At 65.1% G+C, this 25570-nt stretch carries 27 protein-coding genes; 11 read left to right on the forward strand and 16 right to left on the reverse strand.

What is annotated here, in order from left to right; all coding sequences use genetic code 11:
- The first annotated feature begins 133 nt into the window (after nucleotides 1-133).
- From ACFO5X_RS05565 to ACFO5X_RS05590, 6 genes are all read left to right on the forward strand, one after another.
- Nucleotides 134-1234: an ABC transporter ATP-binding protein gene (locus tag ACFO5X_RS05565; protein ID WP_380716250.1), complete on the forward strand. Its 1101-nt coding sequence runs from the start codon at nucleotides 134-136 to the stop codon at nucleotides 1232-1234.
- A 113-nt stretch (nucleotides 1235-1347) separates the two neighbouring features.
- Complete coding sequence (locus ACFO5X_RS05570; protein ID WP_380716251.1) at nucleotides 1348-2331, forward strand: hypothetical protein; 984 nt, start codon at nucleotides 1348-1350, stop codon at nucleotides 2329-2331.
- Nucleotides 2332-2432: 101 nt separating this feature from the next.
- Nucleotides 2433-3539, forward strand: a complete 1107-nt coding sequence (locus tag ACFO5X_RS05575; RefSeq protein ID WP_380716252.1) for an extracellular solute-binding protein — start codon at nucleotides 2433-2435, stop codon at nucleotides 3537-3539.
- A gap of 65 nt (nucleotides 3540-3604) precedes the next feature.
- The gene (locus tag ACFO5X_RS05580) at nucleotides 3605-3895 is read left to right on the forward strand and encodes a DUF1330 domain-containing protein (RefSeq protein WP_380716253.1); all 291 of its coding nucleotides are present in this window, start codon (nucleotides 3605-3607) and stop codon (nucleotides 3893-3895) included.
- Nucleotides 3892-5169: an ABC transporter permease gene (locus ACFO5X_RS05585; protein WP_380716254.1), complete on the forward strand. Its 1278-nt coding sequence runs from the start codon at nucleotides 3892-3894 to the stop codon at nucleotides 5167-5169. Before ACFO5X_RS05580 ends, ACFO5X_RS05585 begins: the two co-directional genes overlap by 4 nt.
- Before the next feature lie 4 nt (nucleotides 5170-5173).
- Entirely contained in the window at nucleotides 5174-6352 is a 1179-nt protein-coding gene (locus tag ACFO5X_RS05590; protein WP_380716255.1) for an ABC transporter permease, read from the forward strand.
- Between the two features lie 4 nt (nucleotides 6353-6356).
- Here ACFO5X_RS05590 and ACFO5X_RS05595 read toward each other — a convergent pair whose 3' ends face one another.
- From ACFO5X_RS05595 to dapE, 4 genes are all read right to left on the reverse strand, one after another.
- Nucleotides 6357-7637, reverse strand: a complete 1281-nt coding sequence (locus ACFO5X_RS05595) for a lytic murein transglycosylase (RefSeq protein WP_380716256.1) — start codon at nucleotides 7635-7637, stop codon at nucleotides 6357-6359.
- Nucleotides 7638-7841: 204 nt separating this feature from the next.
- A complete protein-coding gene (rnr, locus tag ACFO5X_RS05600) occupies nucleotides 7842-10100 on the reverse strand; it encodes a ribonuclease R (protein WP_380716258.1) in 2259 nt (752 codons plus the stop codon).
- A gap of 30 nt (nucleotides 10101-10130) precedes the next feature.
- The gene (locus ACFO5X_RS05605) at nucleotides 10131-10706 is read right to left on the reverse strand and encodes a TIGR04282 family arsenosugar biosynthesis glycosyltransferase (RefSeq protein ID WP_380716379.1); all 576 of its coding nucleotides are present in this window, start codon (nucleotides 10704-10706) and stop codon (nucleotides 10131-10133) included.
- Between the two features lie 16 nt (nucleotides 10707-10722).
- On the reverse strand, nucleotides 10723-11868 hold the full coding sequence (gene dapE / locus ACFO5X_RS05610; RefSeq protein WP_380716259.1) for a succinyl-diaminopimelate desuccinylase: 1146 nt from the start codon (nucleotides 11866-11868) through the stop codon (nucleotides 10723-10725).
- A 303-nt stretch (nucleotides 11869-12171) separates the two neighbouring features.
- On the opposite strand from dapE, the gene ACFO5X_RS05615 reads away from it, so the two are divergent.
- Entirely contained in the window at nucleotides 12172-13227 is a 1056-nt protein-coding gene (locus tag ACFO5X_RS05615; protein ID WP_380716260.1) for a Hint domain-containing protein, read from the forward strand.
- Nucleotides 13228-13237: 10 nt separating this feature from the next.
- Here ACFO5X_RS05615 and ACFO5X_RS05620 read toward each other — a convergent pair whose 3' ends face one another.
- The 3 genes from ACFO5X_RS05620 to ACFO5X_RS05630 all read right to left on the reverse strand — a co-directional run bounded on the left by ACFO5X_RS05620 (nucleotide 13238) and on the right by ACFO5X_RS05630 (nucleotide 15692).
- Entirely contained in the window at nucleotides 13238-13570 is a 333-nt protein-coding gene (locus tag ACFO5X_RS05620; protein ID WP_380716261.1) for a hypothetical protein, read from the reverse strand.
- Between the two features lie 308 nt (nucleotides 13571-13878).
- Complete coding sequence (gene dapD / locus ACFO5X_RS05625) at nucleotides 13879-14706, reverse strand: 2,3,4,5-tetrahydropyridine-2,6-dicarboxylate N-succinyltransferase (protein ID WP_380716263.1); 828 nt, start codon at nucleotides 14704-14706, stop codon at nucleotides 13879-13881.
- Nucleotides 14707-14768: 62 nt separating this feature from the next.
- A complete protein-coding gene (locus ACFO5X_RS05630) occupies nucleotides 14769-15692 on the reverse strand; it encodes a threonine/serine dehydratase (protein WP_380716264.1) in 924 nt (307 codons plus the stop codon).
- A 76-nt stretch (nucleotides 15693-15768) separates the two neighbouring features.
- Between ACFO5X_RS05630 and ACFO5X_RS05635 the strand changes: the two genes are divergently transcribed.
- A complete protein-coding gene (locus tag ACFO5X_RS05635; RefSeq protein WP_380716265.1) occupies nucleotides 15769-16611 on the forward strand; it encodes an LOG family protein in 843 nt (280 codons plus the stop codon).
- Nucleotides 16612-16723: 112 nt separating this feature from the next.
- Complete coding sequence (locus ACFO5X_RS05640; protein WP_380716266.1) at nucleotides 16724-17740, forward strand: calcium-binding protein; 1017 nt, start codon at nucleotides 16724-16726, stop codon at nucleotides 17738-17740.
- A 12-nt stretch (nucleotides 17741-17752) separates the two neighbouring features.
- On the opposite strand, the gene ACFO5X_RS05645 is transcribed toward ACFO5X_RS05640, so the two are convergent.
- From ACFO5X_RS05645 to ACFO5X_RS05660, 4 genes are all read right to left on the reverse strand, one after another.
- The gene (locus ACFO5X_RS05645) at nucleotides 17753-17962 is read right to left on the reverse strand and encodes a hypothetical protein (protein WP_380716267.1); all 210 of its coding nucleotides are present in this window, start codon (nucleotides 17960-17962) and stop codon (nucleotides 17753-17755) included.
- A gap of 165 nt (nucleotides 17963-18127) precedes the next feature.
- Complete coding sequence (locus tag ACFO5X_RS05650; protein ID WP_380716268.1) at nucleotides 18128-18871, reverse strand: DsbA family protein; 744 nt, start codon at nucleotides 18869-18871, stop codon at nucleotides 18128-18130.
- On the reverse strand, nucleotides 18868-20049 hold the full coding sequence (gene rlmN, locus ACFO5X_RS05655; protein ID WP_380716269.1) for a dual-specificity RNA methyltransferase RlmN: 1182 nt from the start codon (nucleotides 20047-20049) through the stop codon (nucleotides 18868-18870). Before rlmN ends, ACFO5X_RS05650 begins: the two co-directional genes overlap by 4 nt.
- 90 nt (nucleotides 20050-20139) lie before the next feature.
- On the reverse strand, nucleotides 20140-20670 hold the full coding sequence (locus tag ACFO5X_RS05660; protein WP_380716271.1) for an invasion associated locus B family protein: 531 nt from the start codon (nucleotides 20668-20670) through the stop codon (nucleotides 20140-20142).
- Between the two features lie 169 nt (nucleotides 20671-20839).
- On the opposite strand from ACFO5X_RS05660, the gene ACFO5X_RS05665 reads away from it, so the two are divergent.
- Nucleotides 20840-21844, forward strand: a complete 1005-nt coding sequence (locus ACFO5X_RS05665; protein WP_380716272.1) for an asparaginase — start codon at nucleotides 20840-20842, stop codon at nucleotides 21842-21844.
- 5 nt (nucleotides 21845-21849) lie between these two features.
- On the opposite strand, the gene ACFO5X_RS05670 is transcribed toward ACFO5X_RS05665, so the two are convergent.
- From ACFO5X_RS05670 to serB, 4 genes are read right to left on the reverse strand one after another with little or no spacing between them, the layout of a single operon-like run.
- Nucleotides 21850-22164: a hypothetical protein gene (locus tag ACFO5X_RS05670; RefSeq protein ID WP_380716273.1), complete on the reverse strand. Its 315-nt coding sequence runs from the start codon at nucleotides 22162-22164 to the stop codon at nucleotides 21850-21852.
- Nucleotides 22165-22191: 27 nt separating this feature from the next.
- Complete coding sequence (locus tag ACFO5X_RS05675; protein ID WP_380716274.1) at nucleotides 22192-22650, reverse strand: SRPBCC family protein; 459 nt, start codon at nucleotides 22648-22650, stop codon at nucleotides 22192-22194.
- Nucleotides 22651-22653: 3 nt separating this feature from the next.
- Complete coding sequence (locus ACFO5X_RS05680) at nucleotides 22654-22980, reverse strand: ArsR/SmtB family transcription factor (RefSeq protein WP_380716275.1); 327 nt, start codon at nucleotides 22978-22980, stop codon at nucleotides 22654-22656.
- Between the two features lie 38 nt (nucleotides 22981-23018).
- Nucleotides 23019-23903 carry a phosphoserine phosphatase SerB gene (serB, locus tag ACFO5X_RS05685; protein ID WP_380716276.1) on the reverse strand — a complete coding sequence of 295 codons (885 nt, stop codon included), beginning with the start codon at nucleotides 23901-23903 and terminating at the stop codon, nucleotides 23019-23021.
- A 111-nt stretch (nucleotides 23904-24014) separates the two neighbouring features.
- Between serB and ACFO5X_RS05690 the strand changes: the two genes are divergently transcribed.
- Nucleotides 24015-24674, forward strand: a complete 660-nt coding sequence (locus ACFO5X_RS05690) for a rhomboid family intramembrane serine protease (protein WP_380716277.1) — start codon at nucleotides 24015-24017, stop codon at nucleotides 24672-24674.
- Here the strand turns inward: ACFO5X_RS05690 and ACFO5X_RS05695 are convergent.
- Nucleotides 24668-25555: a CpsD/CapB family tyrosine-protein kinase gene (locus ACFO5X_RS05695; RefSeq protein ID WP_380716278.1), complete on the reverse strand. Its 888-nt coding sequence runs from the start codon at nucleotides 25553-25555 to the stop codon at nucleotides 24668-24670. The genes ACFO5X_RS05690 and ACFO5X_RS05695 overlap by 7 nt on opposite strands.
- Nucleotides 25556-25570: the final 15 nt, after the last annotated feature.

Consider the following 25570-nt stretch of genomic DNA (forward strand, 5'->3'; position numbering starts at 1 on the left):
GCCCGATTTCGCGCCCACGCGCCCCGGCATTATGTCCGAATTCAGGAACCCGGTTGCACCCATGCCTTTCGGTGTGGTTACATTAAGGGACAAAAGCGCAGGAAAACCTGCCGAGACAACAGGGGGGCCGCATTTGGCCGGAACTCAGAACTCCGGCGCGTTCGTCGAATTCGAACGCGTCCAAAAAAGCTATGATGGCGAGACGCTCGTCGTCAAAGACCTCAATCTCGCGCTGCCCAAGGGTGAGTTCCTGACAATGCTCGGGCCCTCGGGCTCCGGCAAGACCACCTGCCTGATGATGCTCGCGGGGTTCGAGACCGCGACCCACGGCGACATCCGCCTGGATGGGGTCAGCATCAACAACATCCCGCCGCACAAGCGCGGCATCGGCATGGTGTTCCAGAATTACGCCCTGTTTCCGCATATGACCGTGGCCGAGAACCTTTCCTTCCCGCTGGAAGTGCGGCGGATGCCCAAGGCCGAGCGCGAGGAAAAGGTCAAACGCGCCCTCGACATGGTACAGATGGGCGCCTTCGGCGGTCGCCGCCCCTCGCAGCTCTCCGGCGGCCAGCAGCAGCGCATCGCGCTCGCCCGCGCCCTCGTCTTCGAGGCCGAGCTGGTGCTGATGGACGAACCGCTTGGCGCGCTCGACAAGCAGCTGCGCGAGCACATGCAGTTCGAGATCAAGCGCATCGCCGACAATCTTGGCATCACCGTCGTCTACGTGACCCACGACCAGACCGAGGCGCTGACCATGTCCGACCGCGTCGCGGTCTTCAACGACGGCCGCATCCAGCAGCTCGCCCCGCCCGACAAGCTGTATGAAGAGCCCGAGAACAGCTTCGTCGCCCAGTTCATCGGCGAGAACAACACGCTGGAAGGTGTGGTCAAGGAAATCAAGAACGGCACCGCGCTGGTCCAGCTCGACGGCGGCGGGCTGATCGACTGCAAACCGGTCAACGTCTCCAAACCCGGCGAGCGCACGCGCGTCTCGATCCGTCCCGAACGCGTCGAATACAACAAGGCCCGCCTGCGCGAGGGCGCGCATACCCTTCCCGCCGAGGTGATGGAATTCATCTACATGGGCGATATCTTCCGCACCCGCCTGCGCGTCGCGGGCAACGAAGATTTCATCATCAAGACCCGCAACGCGCCCGATCAGGCACGGCTGCAGCCCGGCACCAAGATCGACATCGGCTGGCTGCCGGAAGATTGCCGGGCGCTCGATGCCTGAAATGACGGAACGGTGTGAAGCAGGTTACGGACGGGATGAAGACGCAAGATGCAGATGGCCCGCATTAGACCGGCGCGCGACACGCGCGCGCCGCTCATTGCAGGAGATTCCCCATGCCGGACAAGATTGCGAAAGAGAATTTCAAGGTGCTGCGCGCCTTCACCGACGAAACCGAGGAGTTCTACTCGGACGTCGCGGACGAGGCCGAGACCAATCTCAAGAACAGCGATATCAAGAAATATCCCGCCAAGCTGGTGAAGGACTACCGTACCGATTTCGCCAAGGCGAATGCGTTCTACAACAAGTTCTGCGATCTGAACGACAAGATCGACCCCGAGGACCCGGACCGCAAGAAGGTGACCCAGCTCGAAAAGCTCTGGGCCAGCCTGGCCGCGCAATGCGAGGTGCTGGCGGCGCAGAATGCGATGTTCACCGCCTATCTCGATGCCAAGCTCGCCACGCAATATACGGGCGTGGTCGAACTGATGACCCTGATCGTCAAGAACGGCGAGGGCGAGCTGGACCGGACCATCGCCAAGGTGGAACGGCTGACCAAGGATCTTGCCAAGGCCAAGAAGCTGGTGCGCCAGGCCGAGATTCAGCGCGGGCTCAACGTGGCAATTTCGGTGGCCACAACCGTGCTTCTGCCCGAACTCAAGGGCGCGCAGGTGATCTACGCCACTCTGCTGGTCGCCTCCTCGCGCTCGGCGATCGACGACGCGCTCGGCCCGACCGGTGCGACCGACGCGGGTCTGAAGAAGAATGTCGCGACGGAATATGCCGGCATGGCATCGACGCTCGGGAAGGCGGTCAATACCTCCGCCACGATCATCTCGGGCATCGACACGCTGTTGTCCGACGGGGTCGAGGTCAAGACCGCCGAAAAGCTGCTCTTGAAGGCCAAGAAAGAGCTGGCCGCAGCCGAAAAGACCCTTCGCAAGCTCGAGCAATACGCCAAGCCGAACGGAACGACCCTGCTCAAGATGACGGTCGCGCTGGAAAAGGCACAGTCCACCACGGCGTCCAAGATCGCCGCCTTCCGCGCGGCCAAGCAGAAGAAGGCAGAACTGCAGAAGGAAATGGAATTCCAGGACTGACGGAGTAACATTTCCGCATCACGTGTAGCGGCCATTCAGGGACACCCGACCCGAATGGCCGTGGTCCGATGAAACGGGTGACAACGGGAGAGTTGAAAGACATGAAAAGAACCGCAACCCTTTTGGCCACCAGCGCGCTGGCCATCGCCACGACCGCTTCGGCGGCCGATATGGCCAACGAGATGACCATCGTCAGCTGGGGCGGCGCCTATTCGGCCTCGCAGCTGAACGCCTACCACAACCCCTACGCCGAAAAGACCGGCATCAAGATCATCAACGACGAAAGCTCGCCCGAAGCCGTGGCCAAGCTGCGCGCTATGAAGGAAGCCAACAACCTGACCTGGGATCTGGTCGACGTGGAAGCCGCCGATGCCATCCGTCTCTGCGACGAAGGCCTGGCGATGGAAATCGACGCCGACACCCAGCTTGCCGATGCCCCCGACGGCACCAAGGCCAGCGAGGATTTCGGCGACCTGCGTGTTTCCGACTGCTTCATTCCGCAGATCGTCTTCTCGACGACCTTTGGCTATCGCAAGGATATGGTTCCCGCCGGGACCGAGCCGCCAACCGGCGCCTGCGACGTCTTCGATCTGGAGAAGTATCCGGGCAAGCGCGCGTTGAACAAGCAGCCGATCGCCAACATGGAATGGGCCCTGCTCTGCGACGGCGTTCCCTATGAAGAAGTCTATGACATGCTCGAGACCGACGAAGGCGTCGCACGCGCCTTCGCCAAGCTCGACACCATCAAGGATCAGACGATCTGGTGGTCGGCCTCGGCCGAACCGGTGCAGCTTCTGGCCGATGGCGAAATCTTCATGGGCTCCGCCTACAACGGCCGCCTCTTCTCGATGATCGAGGAGCAGAAGCAGCCCGTCGGCATGGCCTGGGACTGGCAGATGTTCGACATCGACGGCTGGATCGTTCCGGCCGGCCTGCCCGAAGACCGCCTGGCCCGCGTGATGGATTACCTGATGTTCGCCACCGACACCCAGCGTCTGGCGGATCAGGCGAAATACATCTCGTATGGCCCGGCTCGGAAGTCGTCGGCGCCGCTGGTCGGCAAGCACGCCACCCTCGGCATCGAAATGGCGCCGCACATGCCGACCGATCCGAACAACGCGAAGAACACCTTCGTGAACAACTACACCTGGTGGGCAGACTATCGCGACGACATGGACGCGAAGTTCCAGGCGTGGCTCGCCAACTGATCTGGCACTGACCGACGCGGGGTCCGGTCACCGGGCCCCGCACCACGCTCAAGGAGGTTTCGCCGATGCCGAAGGGCTACTGGATCGTACACGTCACCGTCACCAACCCGGAACAATATGCCGAATACGTCCGGCTCGACACGCCGGTGGTCGAAAGTTTCGGCGGCAAGTTCCTGGTTCGCGGCGGTCGCAACGAAACGCCTGAGGCGCCGCAGAAGGATCGCCACGTGGTGATCGAATTCCCCGACTACGACACCGCACTCGCCTGCTACCGCTCGGAGGGCTACCAGCAGGCCGCGAAAATCCGCATGGCACATTCGCAAAGCGACATCGTCATCATCGAGGGCCAGCCATGACAGATGCGACCGCCCAGTCCGGCAAGGTGCTTGCCGCCGACGGAACCCCGCTCAAGCGCAGCCTCGCCCGCGCCCTGCGCGTGCAGAAGATTCGCGCCCTGGCGCTGATCGCGCCGCTGCTGATCTTCGTCCTGCTCACCTTCATCGCCCCCATCGCTGACATGCTGTTCCGCTCGGTCGAGAACCAGATCGTGCAGGAAACGCTCCCGAACACGGTCGAAGCGCTGTCCAGCTGGGATCCCCACTCCACCGAAGCCCCGGACGAGCCAGTCTTTGCCGCCCTCGCCGTCGACCTGAAGAAGGCCGTCGAGGAAAAGACCCACACCCGCCTCGGCTCGCGCCTCAACTACGAGGTCTCCGGCTCTTCCTCGCTGCTGCGCAAGACCGGCCGCACGGTCGAGAAATTCGACCTCGCCAACGACGCGCCCTTCAAGGAAAAATTCCTCAAGATCGACAAGGACTGGGGCAGTCTCGAGATCTGGCGCACGCTCTACATCTATTCCCCGCGCTACACCGACGGCTACTTCCTGAACGCCATCGACCTCAAGAAGGGCATCGACGGCCCCGAGGCTCGCCCCGAGAACGAACAGATCTACATCCTGCTGTTCAAGCGCACCCTCTTCATGTCACTGATGATCACCGGGTCGTGCATCCTGCTTGGCTATCCCGTCGCCTGGCTGCTGGCCAACCTGCGCGACCGCACCGCCAACCTGCTGATGATCCTGGTGCTGCTGCCCTTCTGGACCTCGCTTCTCGTGCGCACCTCGGCCTGGAAGGTCATGCTCCAGCAAGAGGGCGTGATCAACGACACGCTGGTCTGGCTCGGCCTCGTCGCCGACGACTCGCGCCTCGTCATGATCAACAACCAGTTCGGTACCATCGTCGCGATGACCCACATCCTGCTGCCCTTCATGATCCTGCCCATGTATTCGGTGATGAAGACCATCCCGCCCAGCTACCTGCGCGCGGCCAAATCGCTGGGCGCCACCAACTGGACCGCCTTCTGGCGGGTCTATTTCCCGCAGTCGGTGCCCGGCATCGGCGCCGGCAGCATCCTCGTCTTCATCCTCGCCATCGGCTATTACATCACGCCCGAGATCGTCGGCGGCACCGAAGGCACCTTCATCTCGAACCGGATCGCCTATCACATCTCCAGGTCGTTGAACTGGGGGCTCGCCGCCGCGCTGGGCACGATCCTGCTCGCAGCGGTCCTGCTGCTCTACTGGGCCTACGACCGCATCGTCGGCATCGACAACGTCAAGCTGGGGGGCTGAGGACATGACTGTCACCACAACTGTCCCGCGCCGTCCGGTTTCGTTCTACGTACCCGTCACCGCCGCCTTCGGCGCGCTGGCCGGGCTGTTTGTCGGCACCGCCCAGGGCTCCGGCCTGCTGGGCGTCGTGATCGGTGCGCTGCTGATGGGGGCCATCGCCTTCGCCGCCCCGCTCTCCGGGCTGCCCGAAAGGGCGGTCCGCTGGGCCCTTCTGGCCGCCATGGCCATCGCCGGATACCTGATCGGAGGCGTCTCTGCCGCCATCATAGGGGCCGCCTTCGGCTGGTTCTTCGGATGGCTGATCTTCTGGCTTTACGAAGGGCGCTACCGCACCCATCTCGCGCCCTACCTGACCTCGGGCCAGGTCCTCTGGCACTATACCTTCCGGGTCATCTGCGGCGCGATCTTCATCTTCCTCATCACGCCCATCCTCGTGGTGATGCCGCTGTCGTTCAACGCCCAGAACTTCTTCACCTTCACGCCAGAGATGCTGCGCCTCGATCCCGCGGGCTTTTCGCTCAAGCACTACCACGACTTCTTCACCAATTCGGACTGGCAGCAGGCCCTGAAGAATTCGGTCATGATCGCGCCGATGGCCACGCTGCTGTCGGTCGGCTTCGGCACGCTTGCCGCCATCGGCCTGTCCCAGCCCCATGTGCCGTTCCGCCGTGCGATCATGGCGATCCTGATCTCGCCGATGATCGTTCCGCTGATCATCTCGGCGGCGGGGATGTATTTCTTCTATTCCCGCATCGGCCTGCAGGGCACCTATATCGGGGTCGTTCTGGCCCATGCCGCGCTTGGCATTCCCTTCGTCATCATCACCGTGACCGCGACGCTCGTCGGTTTCGACAACTCGCTGACCCGCGCCGCCTCGAACATGGGCGCGGACCCGGTGACGACCTTCTTCCGCGTGCAGATGCCGCTGATCCTGCCCGGCGTGATCTCGGGCGCGCTGTTCGCCTTCATCACCTCCTTCGACGAGGTGGTCGTGGTGCTCTTCGTCGGCTCTGCCGGGCAGAAGACCCTGCCCTGGCAGATGTTCACCGGCCTGCGCGAACAGATTTCGCCCACCATCCTCGCCGTCGCGACGATCCTGGTGGCAATCTCCATCGTCCTGCTTACGGTGGTCGAAATGCTGCGCCGCCGCTCGGAACGCCTGCGCGGGATGAGCCCGGGCTGAGCCGCTAGCGCAGCGTCTGCAGCAGCCGCAGCGAGGCATAGCCATCGGGCAGCAGCCCGGTGGCCACCTGATAGGCCCGCACCGCGTTGATCGTCAGCGGGCCGATCCGCCCGTCCAGCTTCACCGTGTCGAACCCCTTCGCCGTCAGCAGCCGCTGCAGCTCCACCCGCTCGTCAAAGGTCAGCGCCCGGTCGCCGCGCGGCCAGTCGTGCTGCACCGGCTTGCCCCCGGAGATCCGGTCGGCCAGATGCCCGACGCCGATCACATAGGCGTCGGCGGTGTTGTAATGCTCCAGCACCTCGAAATTGTCGAAGATCATGAAGGCCGCGCCCGCGCCGCCGCCCGGCAGAAGGATCGACGCCAGCCCGTAGTCGGGCACCGGTTTGCCATCCAGCCCCAGCACGCCCAGCGCCGCCCAGTCGGCCGGCGTCTTCGTCACCTGCCGGTTGGCAAGGGTGTAGGTGAAGCCCTCGGGCAGGGTGACCTCCACGCCCCAGGGTTGCCCCTTGGTCCAGCCGAAGTGCTTGAGATAGGCCGCCGTCGAGGCCAGGGCGTCGCTTGGATCCTCCGACCAGATGTCGCGCCGCCCGTCGCCGGTAAAATCCACCGCATGGGCCTGGAAAGAGGAGGGCATGAACTGCGTATGCCCCATTGCCCCGGCCCAGCTGCCTTTGAGATCAGCCAATCGGACGTCGCCGGCATCCACGATCCGCAGCAGCTCCATCAGTTCGTTTTCGAAGAAGTCGCGGCGCCGCTGGTCATAGGCCAGCGTCGCCAGCGAGCGGATGGTGCTGTCGCTGCCGCGAAAGCTTCCATAGGCGCTTTCCAGCCCCCAGATCGCCACGACGATCTCCTTGTCGACCCCGTATTTGGCCTCGATCCGTTCCAGCAGCGCCTTGTGCTTGGCCAGTGCTGCCTTGCCCGCCGCGATCCGCGCGTCCGAAGCCGCGCTGTCGAGATAGTCCCAGACCGTCTTGGTGAATTCGTTCTGGCTACGGTCGCGCCGCACCACCTCGGCATCATAGGTGACATCGGCGAAAGCCTGCTCCAGTGTCGCCGGCCGTATGCCCTGCGCCGCCGCCCGGGCCTTGAACCCTTTCAGCCAGACGGAGAAACTCTCGCTCTCGGGGGCCTCGCCCATATCCTGCGCCTCCGGCCGCGATGTCGGCCGCAGCGATTGCGAGACGGCCAGTACCGTGCCCTCCGGGGCAGACTGTTCCGCACTTCCGGCCTGCACGAAATTATAGCCCAGGACCAGAAGCCCCGCTTTCATCCATAGACGCATTGTTTCGTCCTGCCAGTCTGCTCAGGATCAATCTAGCGTGAAAGCTGCAGCCGCAAAAGCGTGCCGACAGCTCAAGCGAAATTCTGCGGGAATTATGCCGTGTTTTCCCCTGCGAAAGCCGTCTCTCGCCCCCGGCTGAAAACGTCACTCTGCAAAAATACAGGAGAATCAATATGTTGACCCCCCGTCCCAGCTAGGACACCCTCAGCCGCGCCTTTTGCGGCTGACCTTGCGCTTTTCCTTTCCGGCCTTGCGCCTGGCCACCGCTGCCTTGCGCCGCGGTCCGCCCCGCCCCGAGGGGCCGCTGCCCTTCGGCAGCGCCCGGTCCTCCAGCGTCAGCAGCTCCAGCTCCAGCCCGCCCGTCACCGGCACCGCCTCGGCCAGCCGCACCGTCACCCGCTGTCCGATGCCGATCACCGTCCCGGTGTCGGCCCCCATCAGGGTGCCGGCCTCGCGGTCGAAATGGAAATACTCGCGCCCCAGCGACCGGATCGGAATCAGCCCGTCGGCCCCGGTCTCGTCCAGCTTCACGAAGACCCCGAACCGCGCGATCCCGCTGATCCGCCCGCTGAATTCGTTGCCCACCCGATCGGCCATATAGGCGGCGAGATAGCGGTCGTTGGTGTCCCGCTCGGCCATCATCGAGCGACGCTCGGTGTCCGAGATATGCTCGGCCGTCGCCTCGAGCCCGTCGATCTCTGCTGCGCTCAGCCCGTCATCGCCCCAGCCATGCGCCGCGATCAGCGCCCGGTGCACGATCAGGTCGGCATAGCGCCGGATCGGAGAGGTGAAATGGGCATAGTTCCGCAGCGCCAGCCCGAAATGCCCGAAGTTCTGCGGCGAGTAATAGGCCTGCGTCATCGACCGCAGGGTCGAAAGGTTGATCAGCTCCGCGTCGTCCTTCCCCGCTGCCTGATTCAGCAAGCTGTTCAGATGCCGCGTCTGCAACACCTGCCCCTTGGCCAGCGTATAGCCCGCCGCCTGTGCCGTCTCGCGCAGCGATTCGAGCTTTTCGGGCGCCGGTTCCTCGTGCACCCGGAACAGCAGTGGCGACTTCTTGGCGATCAGCGTCTCGGCGGCGCAGACATTGGCCAGCACCATGAACTCCTCGATCAGCCGGTGCGCGTCCAGCCGGTCGCGAAACCGCACGGAAGTCACCTTGCCCTCCTCGCTCAGCACGATCTTGCGTTCGGGCAGGTCAAGGTCCAGCGGCTGACGGTCGTTGCGGGCCTTGGTCAAGGCCTCGTAGGCCGCGAACAGGGGCTTGATCACCTCGTCCAGCAGCGGCGCGGCCTTTTCCGACACCTGCCCGTCCATCGCCGCCTGCACATCCTCATAGGCAAAGGACGCCGCCGACTTCATCAGCCCGCGGGTGAAGTGGTGCTCGATCTTCTGACCCATCGCGTCGATCCGCATTCGCACCGCGATGCAGGCGCGCGGCACGTCCTCGTGCAGCGAGCAGAGATCGCCCGACAGCCGGTCGGGCAGCATCGGCACGACCCGGTCCGGGAAATAGGTCGAATTGCCCCGTTTGCGCGCCTCGGCGTCGAGCGCCGATCCGGGCGTCACATAGGCCGCCACATCGGCAATAGCGACCCAGAGGATGAAGCCGCCCGCGTTCTTAGGATCCTCATCGGGCACCGCCAGAACGGCGTCATCGCGGTCGCGCGCATCCTCCGGGTCGATGGTGATCAGGGGCAGATGCTGCAGGTCCTCGCGGCCCTTCAGCCCCATCGGCTTGGCCTTGTCAGCCTCGGCCATTGCCGCGTCCGAAAAGTGATCGGGGATGCCATGCTGGTGAATGGCGATCAGCGACACCGCCCGAGGTGCGCTCGGGTCGCCCAGCCGGTCGGTCACGCGGGCCCGGGGCAGGCCCATCCGGCCGGCCGGGCCAAAGGCCTCGGCCTCGACCAGTTCACCGTCCTTGGCGCCGCCGCGGGCCTCTTCCGGCACCATCCATTCGTTCTGCCCGGATTTGTCGACCGGCACGATGCGCCCGCCTTCCGAAGTCTTGCGGAAGACCCCCAGAACCCGGCGCGGGTTGGTGCCGATCCGCCGGATCAGCCGCGCCTCGTAGTTGTGATCCTCTTCATGCACCACCGCCAGCTTGGCCAGGATGCGATCCCCCGCGCCCAGCGCGGGGTCCGAGGCGCGCGGGACCACGAGAACCACCGGCTCCACCCCCTCGCCGTGCCATTCCAGCGGGCGGGCGAAGAGATCGCCGTTGGCGTCGGGCGCCTTCACCTGCAGCACCGTCACCGGCGGCAGGCGCTCGGGGTCGCGGTAGGTGCGGCGCCGCTTCTCCAGATGCCCTTCGGCCTCCAGCTCCTTCAGCAGACGTTTGAGGTCGATCCGCGCCGCGCCCTTGATGCCGAAGGCCTTGGCGAGATCACGTTTGGAATTGAGGGTCGGGTTGGCTGCGATCCAGTCGAGGATCTCGGCCTTGGAGGGGATGCTGCTCATGGCGCTGACTACCACGCAGCAGGGATGCCGTCATCGGCAAAAATCCCGCTTGCGCAGCGCGCGCAGGTCTTCCGCCGTATCCACATCCGACAGCCTATCGGCCAGGCAGATCCGCAAGTGACCCAAGGCTGCGCGGCTTTCCGTCAGCGTGTCGGGCGTGGACCAGCGCACGCCTTCGAACATGCGCGGGCGCGCCAGCCCGCCGCGCCGCAATCCGACCAGCCAGAAGCCGCCGTCCGTGGCCGGCCCGAAGACCGCGTCGTGGCCCCGCAGCGCCGCGAAGGCACGCGCGATGTGGCCCCGCGACAGCTGCGGAATATCCGCGCCGATCAGGCAGACCGGCCCGCGGAACTGCCCCATCGCCCGCGCCATCCGGCGGCCGAGATCCCCCGGCCCCTGCGGAATGCGCGGAAGGTCGGCGGGCCAGATCTGCCGGTGCAGAGCCTGCATATCCGGTGAAACAGCCAGCACGACGCGCCAGCGCGGGTCGCGCACACGGCGCAGCAGCGCCGCACTTTCACTGCGGAACCACGCGGCCGCCGACGCCATGCCGATGTCGCGCCCGAGCCGCGTTTTCACGCGCCCGGCCCGCGGCTCTTTCACCATCACGATCAGCGTGCGCTCAGGCAAAATAGTCGGCCAGGATGCGACCGTAGACCCGCTTCAGCTGGTGGATCTGGTCGATCTCGACGCATTCGTCGACCTGATGCATGGTCTTGCCAACCAGGCCAAACTCGACAACCGGGCAATGCGACTTGATGAACCGCGCATCCGACGTGCCCCCGGTCGTCGACAGCTCGGGCCGCACCCCGGTTTCCGCCTCGACCGCTGCCGAGACCAGATCGGAGAGCGGCCCGGGCGGTGTCAGAAAGCTTTCGGCCGAAACCTTCACCTTCATCTCGACCCGCACGTCAAATTCGCCCGCGATGCGGTCGGCCTCGGCCTGCAACCAGTCTGTAAGGCCCGCACCTGTGTGGGTATCGTTGAACCGGATGTTCACCGCTGCGCGACACTCGGCCGGGATCACGTTGGTCGCCGCATTCCCGGTGTCGATGGTCACGACCGCCAGGGTCGAGGCATCGAAATGATCGGTGCCCCGGTCCAGTTCGTGGCTGGCCAGCCGGTCCATCAGCCGCGCCATCGCCGGCAAAGGGTTCTTTGCCCGGTGGGGATAGGCAGAATGGCCCTGCACGCCCCGAACTGTGAACCAGGCCGTCATCGACCCGCGCCGGCCGATCTTGATCATCTCGCCCATCCGCTGCGGGCAGGTCGGCTCGCCCACCAGGCAGGCGCTCATCGCCTCGCCCTGCGTCTCCATCCAGTCGAGCAGGGCGACGGTGCCATCCGTGGCGTCGCCCTCCTCGTCGCCAGTGATCGCCAGCACCACGGCGCCGTCCGGCGGGGTTTCGGTCACGAAGTCGATGGCGGCGGCGGCAAAGGCGGCCACGCCCGATTTCATGTCGGTTGCCCCGCGTCCGAAAAGTACGCCATCAACGGCCTCTGCCCCGAAGGGCGGGTGGGTCCAGGCGGCGGCATCACCGACCGGCACCACGTCGGTATGGCCGTTGAATCCGAAGGTCCGCGCGTGTCCCTTCGCGCCCCAGCGGGCATAAAGGTTCGCCACCCCGCCCCGGTCGACGCGGGTGCAGGTGAACCCGGCGTCGGCGAGCGTTGCCTCCAGCAGGGCAAGCGCGCCGCCCTCCTCGGGCGTCACAGAAGGGCAGCGGATCAGGTCGGCGGTCAGCGCGACGGCATCGGTCGGGGTCATGGCGGGCAGGTCTCCTGGTCTTTCGGGCGGCCGGTCCGGCCACGGCTCGCGCCCAGACTTGTGACAAAAAGGCCGCGCCGCCAAGGCTCGAGCGCAGAAAACTTCTTATCGGCAGGTTTCGGGTCATGATACCGTAAGGTTAACACAAGAACGACCAGAGGCAGGTCCCCGCAGGGCAGCAAGGCCGAAAACGGCTGGCCCCGCGTTTCGACGCAGCCGGCGCACCGCGCCGCTGTCCTGCCATGGCATATGAGGACCGGGCAGGACATGAAGACGCTTCCGACAGACAGGGCCGGCTGACCCATGGCCTGGCTTGCCGTCTGCGACCAGAATGCCGCCTGGCTGACGCCCCTGGGCGGGGCCGAAGAACTGGTCGTGCGCGGCGCCCTGGTGATCGAGACCCGCCTGCCCGAACTGCGGCGGCTGAAGCCGCTGCTGGCTGCATCGGCCGTCGGCGACTGGCCGATGTCCTTTGCGCTGCAGGCTCTGCCGGGCGGGGGGCTGTCGTTGATCCTCGATCTCTGCGGCGAGGTGGTGAACCATGTGATCGACTGCGCGGACTCCGGGCGCGCCGACGTGCTGCGCATCACCTATGCCTGGGACGCGCCCGCGCGCAGCGGGTGGCTCGCCATCGAGCGCCCGGGACGGGACCAGATCACCCTGCTGCCCTGTCCGAACCCGCGCCCGATGCACCACGACCACATCGCCGCGCTGATCGGTCCCGGACCGGACCGCTATCTGTCGCCCGAGGTGCTGTTCGCCGCGGCGTCGGATGCGGTCGAACCCGTGGGCCCGCAGCCCGCGCTGACCCCCGGCATCCCGATTGCCACGCCGGATGGCGCGCGACGGGCCGGCGACCTGCGCCGGGGCGACCTGGTGTTGACCGCCGAAGGAACCGCTGTGCCGGTGCTACACGCGATCAGCCGCATCGTTCCCGGCCGCGGCACCTTTTCCCCGGTCTGCCTGCGCGCGCCTTACTTCGGACTGCGCCAGGACATTGCGGTCGCCAGCACGCAGAAGCTGCTGATCGACGGGTCGGAGGTCGAATACCTCTTCGGGCGCGAGACCGTGCGCCTGCAGGCCGGGCATCTGCTGGGCAGTCCGCAGGTGCAGCCGGTGCGCGCCGGATGGCTGGTGCCCTATGTTCAGCTGGTTCTGCCCGATCAGGAAACCCTGATCGCCGCCGGCTGCCCGGTGGAAAGCCTGAACATCGGCCGGATCCGACGAAAGCCTGCGCTACTGGGCGCCAGCATCCTCGCGGACCTGGACCGCGCCAGCCTGCCCGAACACGCCACGCCAGCCAGCCCCGTGCTGCATGCCTTCGATGCCATCGTGCTGGCGGAGCACCGCGCGGCCTAGGCGCAGTGCGTCATTCGTCCTTGTCGAAGAACGGCGTCATCTGGGCGACAATCACCGAGTTTTCCTCAAGCGCGCGCATCATCAGCGCGCGGTCCTCGGGATCGATCACGTCGCCCTGCGCCTCGCGCTCGGCCAGCGTGCCATATCCGGTCACATCGAGAGGAGCGCAATCGGCCTGCTTGAGGATGGCAACCGTCTCGCGCACGGCCTCGGCCTCGTCGATGCCCGAAGCATAGCAAAGCAGCGCCGCGCCCGTTGCGCCCTTCGGCAAGCCGTCGCCCGCCTTGCGGCCGATCTGGACCAGCAGCGTATAAACCTGTTGTCGGGATTCTTTCTGTGCCATGCGCCCGCGATGCGCCGCGCTTGGGCCTTTGTCAAGAACCCGCGCTCCGGACTCTGTCCCGCTGCTAAATCGCAGACAAACACGCGCTAAACAGGGCGCAGCGGGATCAGGGGCCGGGGCGGGCAGCTTGTGCCGTCGAAACCATCGAACTCGTCAACTGAACAAGGGTTTTCTACATCAAAGAGGGGCTGGAAATAAGGCAATCCCGCCACATTTGATTTCGCGTTTTGAAACAAAGCGTTCAGAAATGGCCATTTACGACCCCTTTAGGGGTCTCGGGGGCGCCAAAACGCCCCCGAATGCGCGGTTCAGTCGCGCAGCAGCTCGTTGATCGAGGTCTTGGACCGTGTCTTGGCATCGACCCGTTTCACGATCACCGCGCAATAGAGGTTCACGCCGTTCTTCGATGGCATCGAGCCCGAGACAACGACGGACCCGGACGGCACCTCGCCATACATGACCTCACCCGTCTCGCGGTCGACGATCTTGGTCGACTGGCCGATGAACACGCCCATGCCCAGAACCGAGCCTTCGCGCACGATCACGCCTTCGACCACTTCCGAGCGCGCCCCGATAAAGCAGTTGTCCTCAATAATGGTAGGGCCGGCCTGCATCGGTTCCAGCACGCCGCCGATGCCGACGCCGCCCGAGAGATGAACGTTCTTGCCGATCTGCGCGCAGGAGCCGACGGTGGCCCAGGTGTCGACCATGGTGCCGCTGTCGACATAGGCGCCGAGGTTGACGAAGGAGGGCATCAGCACCACGCCCGGCGCGATATAGGCCGACTTGCGCACGATGCAGTTCGGCACCGCGCGGAAGCCGGCGGCCTTCCACTGGTTGTCGCCCCAGCCGGCGAACTTGCTGTCGACCTTGTCCCACCAGCCGCCGCCCTGCGGGCCGCCGTGCTGCTGTTCCATATCCTTGATGCGAAAGCCCAGCAGCACCGCCTTCTTGGCCCACTGGTTGACGTGCCACTTGCCGTCGGCCTGCCGTTCCGCCACGCGCAGCGTGCCGCCGTCGAGCGCGGACAGCGTATCCTCGATCGCCTCGCGGGTCTCGCCGGTGGTGGCCGGGGTGATCTGGTCGCGGGTTTCCCACGCGGCTTCGATGGCGGTTTCAAGCTGGGCGTTCGACATCTCTTGCTCCTGCGTTAAGGTCGCGCCGCTATAGCCAGCAAACCGGCCCGGCGCAATCTGCGTTACCCCAGCGGATCCGGGGCGATATTGGCGCCGCAGACCAGCACGGCGACCTTTTCGCCCGGGGCGGGAGCATAGGCGCCCGATATCAGCGCGGCCAGCGCCGTCGCCCCGGCCGGTTCGACCAGCAGCCGCCGCTCGCGCCAGAGCGCGGTCTGCGCGGCGGTGATCGCCTCATCGCTCACCAGCACAGAATGGGCGCCCGTCTGTCGCGCGAGGTCAAAGCAATAGGTTCCGATACGTTTCGCGCCCAGCGCATTGGCGGCGACGCCCGAGACCTCGACATCCACAGGTTCGCCCGCCTCAAGCGCGGCGTTGAGCGCGCGGCTGGTCTCGGGTTCGACCGCCACCACCCTGCGCGAACCCTGAAGCCAGGCCATCGCCCCGGCGATCAGACCGCCGCCGCCCACCGCGATCAGAACGGTGTCGGCCTGCAGGCCCTGCGCTTCCCATTCGCGCATCAGCGTTCCCTGCCCGGCAACCGTCAGTTCGGCATCATAGGCATGGATCTGCATCGCGCCGGTTTTTGCCTCATGCGCCTGCGCCTGTTCCAGCGCATTGGCATATTGTCCCGGCACAACTGTCAATTCCGCGCCAGTTGCGCGGATCAGGGCAATTTTCGACGGCCCCGCCATTTCGGGCACGAAGATATGCGCCGGATAGCTCAGCTGGCGCGCCGCATAGGCCGCGGCCGCCCCGTGGTTGCCGCCGCTGGCCGCGACCACCCCCGCGGCCGGCACATTTGAGGCCAGCAGCGTGTTGAACGCCCCGCGCGCTTTGAAGGTGCCGGTATGCTGAAGCTGTTCCAGTTTCATCTCGACAGGATAGCCCAGACCGAAGCCATCGACCGTCACCACGGGAGTCACGACCAGATGGGGCGCGATCCGTGCCGCGGCCGTCTCGATCGCCTGTTTCCAATCGGTCATATCCACCCCTCAACTGGTCTTGCCAGCGCGAACCCTATAGGGATGGAGGCCACGCGCAACCAAGGAATCCGCCCCGATGAAAGAAGACCGCACGAGCCCCTTCCGTGACGCCCATTCGGACAAGGACACCGCCCGCCATGTTCCGGATACACCGCAGACCCGCGCGCCGGCCTATCGCCTGGCCTTCGCCGACGAGGAATTCCTGCTGCGCGACGAACTGCGGCCGGTTCGCCTGCAGCTCGAGTTGCTGAAGCCCCAGATGATGCTGGACGAACACCAAATCGAAAGTACGGTCGTGCTGTTCGGGGGCGCTCGCATTCCGGAACCTGCAAAGAAGAACACGGCGCGCACCGCCACCCTGGCGGCCCTCTCGGTCTATTACGAAGAGGCGCGGAAATTCGCCCGGCTTATGACGGCCAAGTCGATCGCCACCGACTGCCGCGAGCATGTGATCGTCACCGGCGGCGGCCCCGGAGTTATGGAGGCCGGCAACCGCGGTGCGCATGAGGCCGGCGGATGCTCCATCGGGCTGAACATCGTCCTTCCGCACGAACAGGCGCCCAACCAGTATGTCACGCCCGGCCTCTGCTTCAACTTCCATTATTTCGCGATCCGAAAGATGCACTTCCTGATGAGGGCCAAGGCGATCTGCGTGTTTCCCGGCGGCTTCGGCACCCTGGACGAGACATTCGAAAGTCTCACCCTGATCCAGACCGGCCGCATGGAGCGGGTGCCCTTCCTTCTGTTCGGGCGCGAATTCTGGGAGAAGATCATCAACTGGGAAGCGCTGGCCGAGGCCGGCACGATCTCGGAAGAAGACCTTGGCCTGTTCCGCTATGTCGAAACCGCCGAGGAGGCGGCGCATATCATCGACAACTGGGAACCGGCCCCGCCGCGCGAGCGCATTCCGGGTCGCTGATCTGTCTTTTCGGATACGGTGCAGAGTTGCGAAGTGGTCGGAGGCCCGCTAGTAAATGAGCGGCACTACATTAGTGCGTGTCTGTATTTAAGTAATTGCGAAAGAATGCCGAATGACCAAATCCGTCATCAAATCCGTCTCCCCCGAACCCCTCTACTATGCCGATGTTTTCAGCTTCGCCACCACGGGGTTTCACTACTACGACGCGCAGGACTGGGCCGATGCCCTGCCAGCCCGCAATGCTGCCAAGGCGATTACGCTCACCACGGACTTCAGCTATCAAATCCACAATCAGCCCGACTACCAGGCGGAAGTGGGCTACCGGTTCTTCGGCGATTTCTCGCAGTCCGGCGGGAACTGGACGGGCACCATCACCCGCGTGCAATTCCTGCGGGATGGCGACATCGTTGGTGTGGTAGCCGTCAACTCGGGCGTGGATTTCTCTCGCGTGGTGAATGTCGCCGGATCGGGTCTGATCTGGAACGAACTGACACAGACCGGCCTGCGCGGCGCGCTGACCAATGCTCCGGACTATATCAACGGCTCGGTCGGGGATGACATCATCAACCTTGGCGCGGGAAACGACACCATCAATGCCTCGTATGGCAATGACATCGTGCGCGGCGGCGGCGGTCACGATCAGATCGACGGCTTTGGCGGCAACGACACGCTGTTCGGCGGCGCAGGCAATGACCGGCTGGAAGGCAAGGGTGGCGATGACCGCCTGTTTGGGCAGGCTGGCAAGGATACTTTCGCCTCGGACGGCCAAGGCAAAAACACCTGGACCGGGGGCCTGGGGGCGGACAAGTTCCAGGTCAGCGGACTGAATTGGGACAAGACCAGCCCGACAACCGTGACCGACTTCAAGGCCCGTCAGGGAGACAAGCTCGACCTCACGGAATTTTCACCGCTGCTCTACAACGAAGTCGACGAGATCCGCTACATCGGCAAGCGCGCGTTCTCTGGCACGGACGGCGTGGCGGAGATCCGTATGGAAAATGGTCTTGTCACAATCGATACCACCGGCGACGGGATTGCCGACTATGGTTTGATGCTTGACGGACTGACTCAGTACAAAGCGTCCGCTACCAACTGGATCGCAATCCCCGACTGGTGGGACTTCAGCTGAGCCCTAAGCCGGTCAGTGAAAGCTGACCGGCAGTACGCCCAGTTCCATCCCGTTCGTCAGCTGCGTCACAACCCGGCGCGGGCCGTCTTCCTTGATGCCATAGCCATAGCCGGCAAGGCGAAATTTCCATTCCCGCGCCGACAGGGCCTTCTGGCGTTCCTCGGCCAGAAGTTTCAGCAGCGGCGCTTCGACCGGGCGGTCCGTGAAAGTGGCGTGTTCCATGATCTGGTTCCTGGTTTTCTTCTGTCCATGGCCTGACTGTCGTCGCCCAACAGGGCCGAAATCGAACCCGGGAAAGGTAATTTCAGGGCGGATAAAGCCGATATTGGCGCCAGACTGTTGATGATTTCGTAACGCTGAACACAGTTTGGCCAGAATTGCCCAGGGTCAGTCGATACAGGCCGGACCCTCACGCTCCAGCGCAATCAACCTGCGCAGCCGGTCTTCCGGGATTCGACCGGCAGTCAAGGTCCGGCCGATCGCCAGCCCCGGCGTGCCGGGCAGGCCCAGGACCCCGGCCAGCGCGCGGGTTGTGTCGACTTGTGTGCGGACCTCTTCGCTTGCCGCGTCCTGCACCAGACGTTCGGGGTCGAGACCGAAATCCGTCGCCAGAGCTCGCAATGCCGCCGGGCCGGGACGCAACGGCGCGCGCATCAGGTGGGCATGCACGGCATCGTGGGCTCCCTGCCGGGCCGCCGCCAGAGCCGCACGCGCCGCGGCCTCTGAGCGCGGGCCCAGGACCGGCCATTCGCGCCAGACCGCCCGCACCTCTCCCGCCTGATCCAGACGGCGCACCAGGTCACTGACCTCGGGGCAATAGGGGCAGTAGTAATCGGTGAAGACTGCCACCGGCAGCCGGTCATTACCCCCGGCCGGTCCGAAGATCGCCGAACAGGGCCGCTCGGCCAGGGTTGCACGAAGACGCGCCTCTTCGGGAGTTTCCGCGTCGCCGATGCCGATCAGGGCGGCGCTGGCACCGCTGCCCCGGCCAAAGCCCAGACTGCGGAAGCCCGGCAGCGACGGCATGTCCTCGAAGGCGAATTCCGGCTGATACATCCGCAACAGCTTGGGTGCGCCGATCACCCAGGCGACTGCCAGCGCGCCGCCGATCAGCAGGGCGCGCCGACTCACAGGCCCGCTTCGGCCTCGATCTGGCGCTTGCTCTTGCGCGCCCGCTCGGTCGCCGATTTCAGCTGGCCGCAGGCCGCCATGATATCCTCGCCGCGCGGCGTCCGTATGGGCGAGGCATAGCCGGCCTTGTAGACGATATCGGCAAAGGCACGGATGCGGTTGTTGGACGAGCGCTGATAGGGCGCGCCGGGCCACTCGTTGAACGGGATCAGGTTGATCTTGGCCGGAATCCCGTAATCCTCGATCAGCTGCACCAGGCGGCGGGCGTCGTCGTCGCTGTCGTTCACGTCCTTCAGCATCACGTATTCGAAAGTGATGCGCTCCGAATTCGACGCCTTGGGATAGGCGCGCAGCGCGGTCAGCAACGCATGGATGTTCCAGCGCTTGTTGATTGGCACCAGCTTGTCACGCACCTCGTCCGTGGTGGCATGGAAGGACACCGCCAGCTGGCAACCGATCTCGTCGGCCGTGCGCGCGATCTCGGGCACCACGCCCGAGGTCGATAGCGTGATCCGGCGGCGCGACAGCTGGATGCCTTCGGCGTCCATCGCAATCTTCATCGCGTCTCGCACGTTGTCGAAGTTGTAAAGCGGCTCGCCCATGCCCATCAGCACGATATTGGACAGCAGCCGTGTCTCGTCCTTCGGCGCACCGGGCACCGGCCATTCGCCCAGGTCGTCGCGCACCAGCATGACCTGGCCGATGATCTCGGCCGCCGTCAGGTTGCGCACCAGCTTCTGCGTGCCGGTGTGGCAGAAGGAACAGGTCAGCGTGCAGCCAACCTGGGAGGAAACGCAAAGCGTGCCGCGGTCTTCTTCCGGGATATAGACCGTCTCGACCTCATGCCCGCCGGCGATCCGCACCAGATACTTGCGTGTGCCGTCATTGCTGACCTGCTTGGTCACGATCTCGGGCAGCTCGATGGTGAAGGTTTCAGCCAGTTCGGCGCGATATCCCTTGGCGAGATTGGTCATCGCCCCGAAGTCGCGCACGCCCCATTGATACAGCCACTGCCAGATCTGCCCGACCCGCATCTTCGCCTGCTTCTCGGGCGTGCCTGCCTCGATCAGCGCAGCGCGCATCGCCTCACGGGTCAGCCCGACAAGGTTGATCCGCCCCTCGGGCAAGGCCCGGGGAAGGGTGACGACGTCCTGGGTGATCGGGGCCGAAGCAGGCATGAGCGGTATCCGTGGCAGCGCAAAGCGACCATATAGGCGCAAACGCGCCCCAGTTCAAAGCAATCCTGCGTACTCGGCCGGATCTGCCGGTTACTGCGCGCAGCGCTTCTGGGCGTCTTCCAGCGCGGCGGTAAATCCGAGCAGCGAGAAAGTGTCCTTGGTCTGCGTCCCGCGCGAAGACCGGGCGGTCAGAATGGCGCTGCTGCCGCGCTTCATCGCCTCGATCACCTTGGCATCATCCGCAGCCGAGCGCGGCCAGGCCCATTCGCCATCCGCGCCGAGTTCGAATTGCGTGCCGGAAATATCCAGGCCGACGGTCGAATCCTTGGCAAAAGGATAGCCGCCTGTGAAGGTCACCTGCCCCATCACGCCGCTTTCGGGACGGAAGAAGACCATGAGCAGAATGTCGCTGCGCTTGACGGCGACGACACGTCCGTCGCGGGTGTTCACCGTTTCTTTCGGCGCGGAGACGGCCCAGCATTCCTTGGGCTTCGCCTCGACGAAGACGCTCCAATCGGTTTCTGCCGCCACACGGTTGTCGCTCTGATCCTGCGCGAATGCGGTGGCCGCCCAACCGGCCAAGCACAGACCCGCGAGGACGCGCGCTCGTTTCGATCCCATCTGTCCAGCCTCCAGACTGTCCGTAACCTCAATACCTAGGGCGCCAGCGGTATTTCGCATACCGTCTTTGCGGCGCTGCCTGTCGCTTGCCGACGTGAACACACTATCTTAACTTCCGCCATGTGCGAAAGGGCGATTGGCAGAATTTCGCCCAGAAACGAGGGATTACATGGAAAACGCGGTTCCGCTTGTCGAAGTCTGGCGCGGGGCGCTGCTGGAGAGCACGCATTCGGGCCACGCCGTGGTCTGCGACACCAGCGGAAACATCGTTGCCGCCTGGGGAGATCCCGAGGCCGTCATCTATCCGCGCTCGTCCTGCAAGATGATCCAGGCTCTGCCGCTGATCACCTCGGGCGCGGCGGACCGCTATGGCCTGACCTCGGAACAGCTGGCGCTGGCCTGCGCGTCGCACAACGGTGCGGCGATCCATACGACGCGGGTCGAGAGATGGCTGGATCAGCTGGGCCTGGCGGAAAGCGACTTTCGCTGCGGTCCGCAGGATCCGGCGGACAAGGCCGCGCACGATGGATTGATCCGCTCGGGTCAGCAACCCTGCCAGATTCACAATAACTGCTCGGGGAAACACTCGGGCTTTCTGACGCTGAACCGGTATATGGGCGGCGGCCCGGAGTATCACGAGGTCGACCACCCGGTGCAGCAGGCAGTTCTGGCGGCCTTCGAGGAGGTGACCGGCGAGGACAGCCCCGGCTATGGCATCGACGGATGCTCGGCGCCGAACTTCGCCACCAGCCTGCACGGTCTCGCCCGCGCGATGGCCTGGTTCGCCTCGGCCGGGTCGCGCAGCGATCAGGCCAGCGCCGCCGCCGGGCGGCTGGTGCAGGCGATGATGGCGCATCCCGAGCTGGTGGCCGGGGAGGGCCGCGCCTGCACGGCGCTGATGCGCGCCCTGGGCGGCAAGGCGGCGGTCAAGACCGGCGCCGAGGGCGTCTTTACCGCGATCCTGCCCGAACAGGGCCTTGGCGTCGCGCTCAAGATCGCCGATGGCGCGACCCGCGCAAGCGAATGCACGATGGCTGCCATGCTGATCTGGCTTGGCCTGTTGGAATCGGACAACCCCGTCGCGCTGGATTACTGCAACGCCCCGATCCGCAGCCGGCTGGGCCTGGACGCCGGGGTGATCCGTCCGGTTGCCGGGTTCATCCGCCCGATCTGAACGAGCTACATCTCGACGATTGGCGCAACCTCGACCGAGCCGGAGCCATCCATCACCATCGGATTGGCGGCGGCGATGGCGCAGGCCGCGTCAATGTCCGCCGCTTCGACAAGGCTGTAGCCCGAGGCGGGGTTCGCCCCGCCATCATCCGCCACGCCGGCGGCGCTGACGGTTCTGGACATCCCCACCGGATTGCCCGCATCGACCAGTGCCTTCGCATTGTCGCTCATCCACGTGCCCCAGGCCGCCATCGCCCTGTCGATTTCGGCCTGGGTCTCCGGGCGCTTGCCGCCATGATAGACAAACAGGAATTTTGGCATGTTCGGTCCTTTCCCTTGGTTGTCGGGTCACTGCCCGAGATAGCGTTCCAGTTTCGGCAGCGTCGCCAGCCAGCCGCGCGTGTGGCTTTGTGCTTCTTCCAGCGTTGGCAGATCACGATGGCTGAGCGTCAGCCGCGATCCCCTTTCGGTCGCCGTCACGGTAAAACTGACGTGGCTCTCGTCGCCGCGGCGGTCCATGTCGTCATGGCAGGCCCAGGTGAACCCGACCGAGCCTGTGCCGCGCTCGTCCGGGGCGCGCACGGATGTCACCTGCCCCGAAACCTTGAAGATATTGCCGCTTTCGCGCCCGATCATCACGCAGACCCAGGGGCCCGTGCGGGTGAAATCCATGTCGCAGGATTCGAGCCGCACACCTTCCGGCCCGAACCACTGCACCAGCTCTTCCGGCCGCGTGACCGCCTTCCACAGCCGGTCGACGCTGACGGTGAAGTCGCGGATGAATTCGGTGTCATGCGTGTCCTTCATCGGTCAGTCTCCCTCGGGGTCCAGCGCCAGCAGGCTGTCCAGCCTGTCGAGGCTACCTGACCAGAAGGCGCGCCGGTCGAGCGTCCAGTCGGCGATCTGTTTCATCGCTTCGCGGCGCACCGCGTAGAAACGGTGGGTACCGGCGATACGCTGGTCCACCAGCCCTGCCTCGCGCAGCACCTTGAGATGGCGCGACACCGCCGGCGCCGAGATGGTGAAGGCGGCGGCCAGATCGCCCGCCGGCAGTTCGCCGTGCTCGATCAGCCGCTCGACCATGCTCAGGCGGGTCGGATCGGAAAGCGCGGCAAAGGTGCGGGTCAGGTCAGCCATACCCGCAATATTGCGCAATCCATTAATTAACGCAACTGTTAATCTATGGGAGCAAGGAAGTCCGCCCGGGCGTAGCCCTGAATATAAAGCAGCGCGGTCAGGTCGCCGAAATTGATCCGCACGTCGCATTCCGCGGCCACGGCGGGTTTGGCGTGCAGCGCGACACCCGTTCCGGCGCGGTGCAGCATCCCCAGATCGTTTGCGCCGTCCCCCACCGCGATCACATCCGCCTCGGCGATACCCAGCCGCGCCGTGATCTGTTCCAGCGCCTCGACCTTCGCCTGCCGGCCAAGGATCGGCAGAGCAACTTCGCCGACCAGCACCCCGTCCCGGGCCAGCAAGGTATTCGCACGGTGTTCGTCAAAACCCAGTTTGCCCGCGATCACCTGCGTGAAGGCGGTGAACCCGCCCGAGACCAGCGCCGCATGGCCGCCGTTGCCACGCATCGTGGCCAGAAGTTCCGGACCGCCCGGCATCAGCGTGATCCGCTTTGCCAGCACGTCCGCGATGACGCTTTCCGGCAGGCCTTTCAAAAGCGCGACCCGCTCGGTCAGCGCGCCTTCGAATTCCAATTCGCCGTTCATCGAGCGCGCGGTGATCTGTTTCACATGCTCCCCGACGCCGGCGACATCGGCCAGTTCGTCGATGCATTCCTGCTGGATCATCGTCGAATCCATATCCGCCAGCAGCATGCGCTTGCGCCGGCCTGCGTCGGGCTGGACCACCAGATCGGTCTTCATCCGCTGCAGGTCGGCCCAGACCTCCCACAGGTTGCCCGGACGTTCGGGCACGGTGAACTCCACCGCCTCGTCCCTGGCCAGCCAGCGCAGCGCGCCGCCGCCCCAGGCATTGCGAAGGGACTCGGCCAACGCGGGGTCCAGCGAGGGCGCCGCAGGATCGGTAAGCAGGGTGACAGCGAACATTCATACCTCCGTCTTCTTTGCGTTGCCTAGACCAGCTCAGGCAGCTTGACCAGATAGCGGCCGCACTCTTGCCGCTTGTTCTTTCACGCCAAAACCGTCAACGCTGGCGGCATGACAGAACGGCCATTCCCCGAGGCGGACAAGACATACTGGCGGGCGCAACTGCCGATGCTGCTGCTGTTTCTCGTGCTGCCAAGCGTGATCGAACTCGTGCTGACGGCAGCCGATCATGGCTGGCTGGCCACCCAGCGGCTGCGGACGACCGCCTATCAGAACGGTGCCTTCTGGACCGGGCTGCTCGGCAACTGGCGGCCGAACTATCCAGGACAGCCGGTGACGATGTTCCTGACCTATTCGTTCCTGCACGCCGGCCTCTGGCATCTCACCGGAAACATGATGGCGCTGATCGTTCTGATGCAGATGACCGCCGGCGCGTTGCGGGGCTGGCGTCTGTCTGCGGTCTACGTCGTCTCGGCCGTCGGCGGGGCGCTTGGCTTTGCGCTGCTGGGCGCTGCGCTGAACCCGATGGTCGGAGCGTCCGGCGCGTTGTTCGGTCTGGCCGGGGCCTGGCGCTGGCTGGAATGGCGCCAGATCGAAGGCGCCGGCCGGCGCGCCCTGACCGTGCTGCGGGATATCGTGATCATGGTGGCGCTGAACGCCCTGATGTGGCTCGCCCAGGATCGAGCCCTGGCTTGGGAGGCGCATCTGGGCGGCTTTGCCGCCGGTGTGGCGGCGATGGCGGCGCTGCCGCGCCGCCGCGGCGATCAGTAATAATCGTTTTCGTAACCATGCGCGCCGCCGGTATAGCGGCAGCGGTTCAGCACGATTCCCATCACATTGGTCAGTTCGGACAGCTGCCGCTCGGCCACGTCGATCCGTTCGACCGGCGTGCGCTCGGCCGCGGCGATCAGCAGGGCGCAATCGACCAGCTGAAGGAAGCCGTGGCTGTCGTCGCTGGCCATCAGCGGCGGCGTGTCGAACAGCATGATGTCCGGCTGGTAGATCTCTTCCAGTTCGGCCAATACCTCGGCGCTCATCGGATCCTGCAGGATCTCGGACGTGTTTTGCGACCGGTTCCGGTTGAGCCCGAAAACAACGTTGGTGTCGTGGCTCAGCCCGTGCTGCGAAAAGGGAATGCGCCGCTGCAGCACATCCGCCATGCTGAACTCGGTCTGCGCGCCCAGGACGCGCGCGAGGCCCATCCGGCGCATGTCGAAGTCCAGAACCATGGTGCGCTTGTCGCGCATCCGGCTGAAGCTGAAACCCAGATTGGCGGTGATGGTCGTCTTGCCCACAGAGCTCTCCGGGGAGACGATGGCAATCCGCTTCCAGTTGTTCTTGCGCGCAACCTGCAGCACGCGGGTGCGCAGCATGTCATACGGGATTGCGGTCTCACCCGTGGAAAAGGCGAGCAGACGGTTGTTCTGGATCGAGCGCGCGCTGACCTGCAGCGGCTTGAACTGCGCCCAGCGCGTGGCCAGATCGCCCAGCGGGCGCTCGACCGCGGCGGCCTTTGGCGCTTCGGTCTGCATCTCGGCGGCCGATCGCCGGGCCGCGCCGATGGCGGCCGCAACCGGCGTCGGAACCTCACGCTCCGTGGAGGCGCTGCGTTCGCGCCGGGCCTTGCTGATTGCCTGTTGAAGCCGGTCCATGCCTTGCCTCTCCGT

The sequence above is a fragment of the Seohaeicola nanhaiensis genome, assembly GCF_042654245.1.
Classification (GTDB): Bacteria; Pseudomonadota; Alphaproteobacteria; order Rhodobacterales; family Rhodobacteraceae; genus Seohaeicola_A; species Seohaeicola_A nanhaiensis.

Bases quoted from the DNA above. Each gene is read 5' to 3' on its own strand.
- ACFO5X_RS05570 (WP_380716251.1), top strand. From the start codon at position 1,348: ATGCCGGACAAGATTGCGAAAGAGAATTTCAAGGTGCTGCGCGCCTTC.
- ACFO5X_RS05575 (WP_380716252.1), top strand. From the start codon at position 2,433: ATGAAAAGAACCGCAACCCTTTTGGCCACCAGCGCGCTGGCCATCGCC.
- ACFO5X_RS05580 (WP_380716253.1), top strand. From the start codon at position 3,605: ATGCCGAAGGGCTACTGGATCGTACACGTCACCGTCACCAACCCGGAA.
- ACFO5X_RS05585 (WP_380716254.1), top strand. From the start codon at position 3,892: ATGACAGATGCGACCGCCCAGTCCGGCAAGGTGCTTGCCGCCGACGGA.
- ACFO5X_RS05590 (WP_380716255.1), top strand. From the start codon at position 5,174: ATGACTGTCACCACAACTGTCCCGCGCCGTCCGGTTTCGTTCTACGTA.
- ACFO5X_RS05595 (WP_380716256.1), bottom strand. From the start codon at position 7,637: ATGCGTCTATGGATGAAAGCGGGGCTTCTGGTCCTGGGCTATAATTTC.
- rnr (WP_380716258.1), bottom strand. From the start codon at position 10,100: ATGAGCAGCATCCCCTCCAAGGCCGAGATCCTCGACTGGATCGCAGCC.
- ACFO5X_RS05605 (WP_380716379.1), bottom strand. From the start codon at position 10,706: ATGGTGAAAGAGCCGCGGGCCGGGCGCGTGAAAACGCGGCTCGGGCGC.
- dapE (WP_380716259.1), bottom strand. From the start codon at position 11,868: ATGACCCCGACCGATGCCGTCGCGCTGACCGCCGACCTGATCCGCTGC.
- ACFO5X_RS05615 (WP_380716260.1), top strand. From the start codon at position 12,172: ATGGCCTGGCTTGCCGTCTGCGACCAGAATGCCGCCTGGCTGACGCCC.
- ACFO5X_RS05620 (WP_380716261.1), bottom strand. From the start codon at position 13,570: ATGGCACAGAAAGAATCCCGACAACAGGTTTATACGCTGCTGGTCCAG.
- dapD (WP_380716263.1), bottom strand. From the start codon at position 14,706: ATGTCGAACGCCCAGCTTGAAACCGCCATCGAAGCCGCGTGGGAAACC.
- ACFO5X_RS05630 (WP_380716264.1), bottom strand. From the start codon at position 15,692: ATGACCGATTGGAAACAGGCGATCGAGACGGCCGCGGCACGGATCGCG.
- ACFO5X_RS05635 (WP_380716265.1), top strand. From the start codon at position 15,769: ATGAAAGAAGACCGCACGAGCCCCTTCCGTGACGCCCATTCGGACAAG.
- ACFO5X_RS05640 (WP_380716266.1), top strand. From the start codon at position 16,724: ATGACCAAATCCGTCATCAAATCCGTCTCCCCCGAACCCCTCTACTAT.
- ACFO5X_RS05645 (WP_380716267.1), bottom strand. From the start codon at position 17,962: ATGGAACACGCCACTTTCACGGACCGCCCGGTCGAAGCGCCGCTGCTG.
- rlmN (WP_380716269.1), bottom strand. From the start codon at position 20,049: ATGCCTGCTTCGGCCCCGATCACCCAGGACGTCGTCACCCTTCCCCGG.
- ACFO5X_RS05660 (WP_380716271.1), bottom strand. From the start codon at position 20,670: ATGGGATCGAAACGAGCGCGCGTCCTCGCGGGTCTGTGCTTGGCCGGT.
- ACFO5X_RS05665 (WP_380716272.1), top strand. From the start codon at position 20,840: ATGGAAAACGCGGTTCCGCTTGTCGAAGTCTGGCGCGGGGCGCTGCTG.
- ACFO5X_RS05670 (WP_380716273.1), bottom strand. From the start codon at position 22,164: ATGCCAAAATTCCTGTTTGTCTATCATGGCGGCAAGCGCCCGGAGACC.
- ACFO5X_RS05675 (WP_380716274.1), bottom strand. From the start codon at position 22,650: ATGAAGGACACGCATGACACCGAATTCATCCGCGACTTCACCGTCAGC.
- ACFO5X_RS05680 (WP_380716275.1), bottom strand. From the start codon at position 22,980: ATGGCTGACCTGACCCGCACCTTTGCCGCGCTTTCCGATCCGACCCGC.
- serB (WP_380716276.1), bottom strand. From the start codon at position 23,903: ATGTTCGCTGTCACCCTGCTTACCGATCCTGCGGCGCCCTCGCTGGAC.
- ACFO5X_RS05690 (WP_380716277.1), top strand. From the start codon at position 24,015: ATGACAGAACGGCCATTCCCCGAGGCGGACAAGACATACTGGCGGGCG.
- ACFO5X_RS05695 (WP_380716278.1), bottom strand. From the start codon at position 25,555: ATGGACCGGCTTCAACAGGCAATCAGCAAGGCCCGGCGCGAACGCAGC.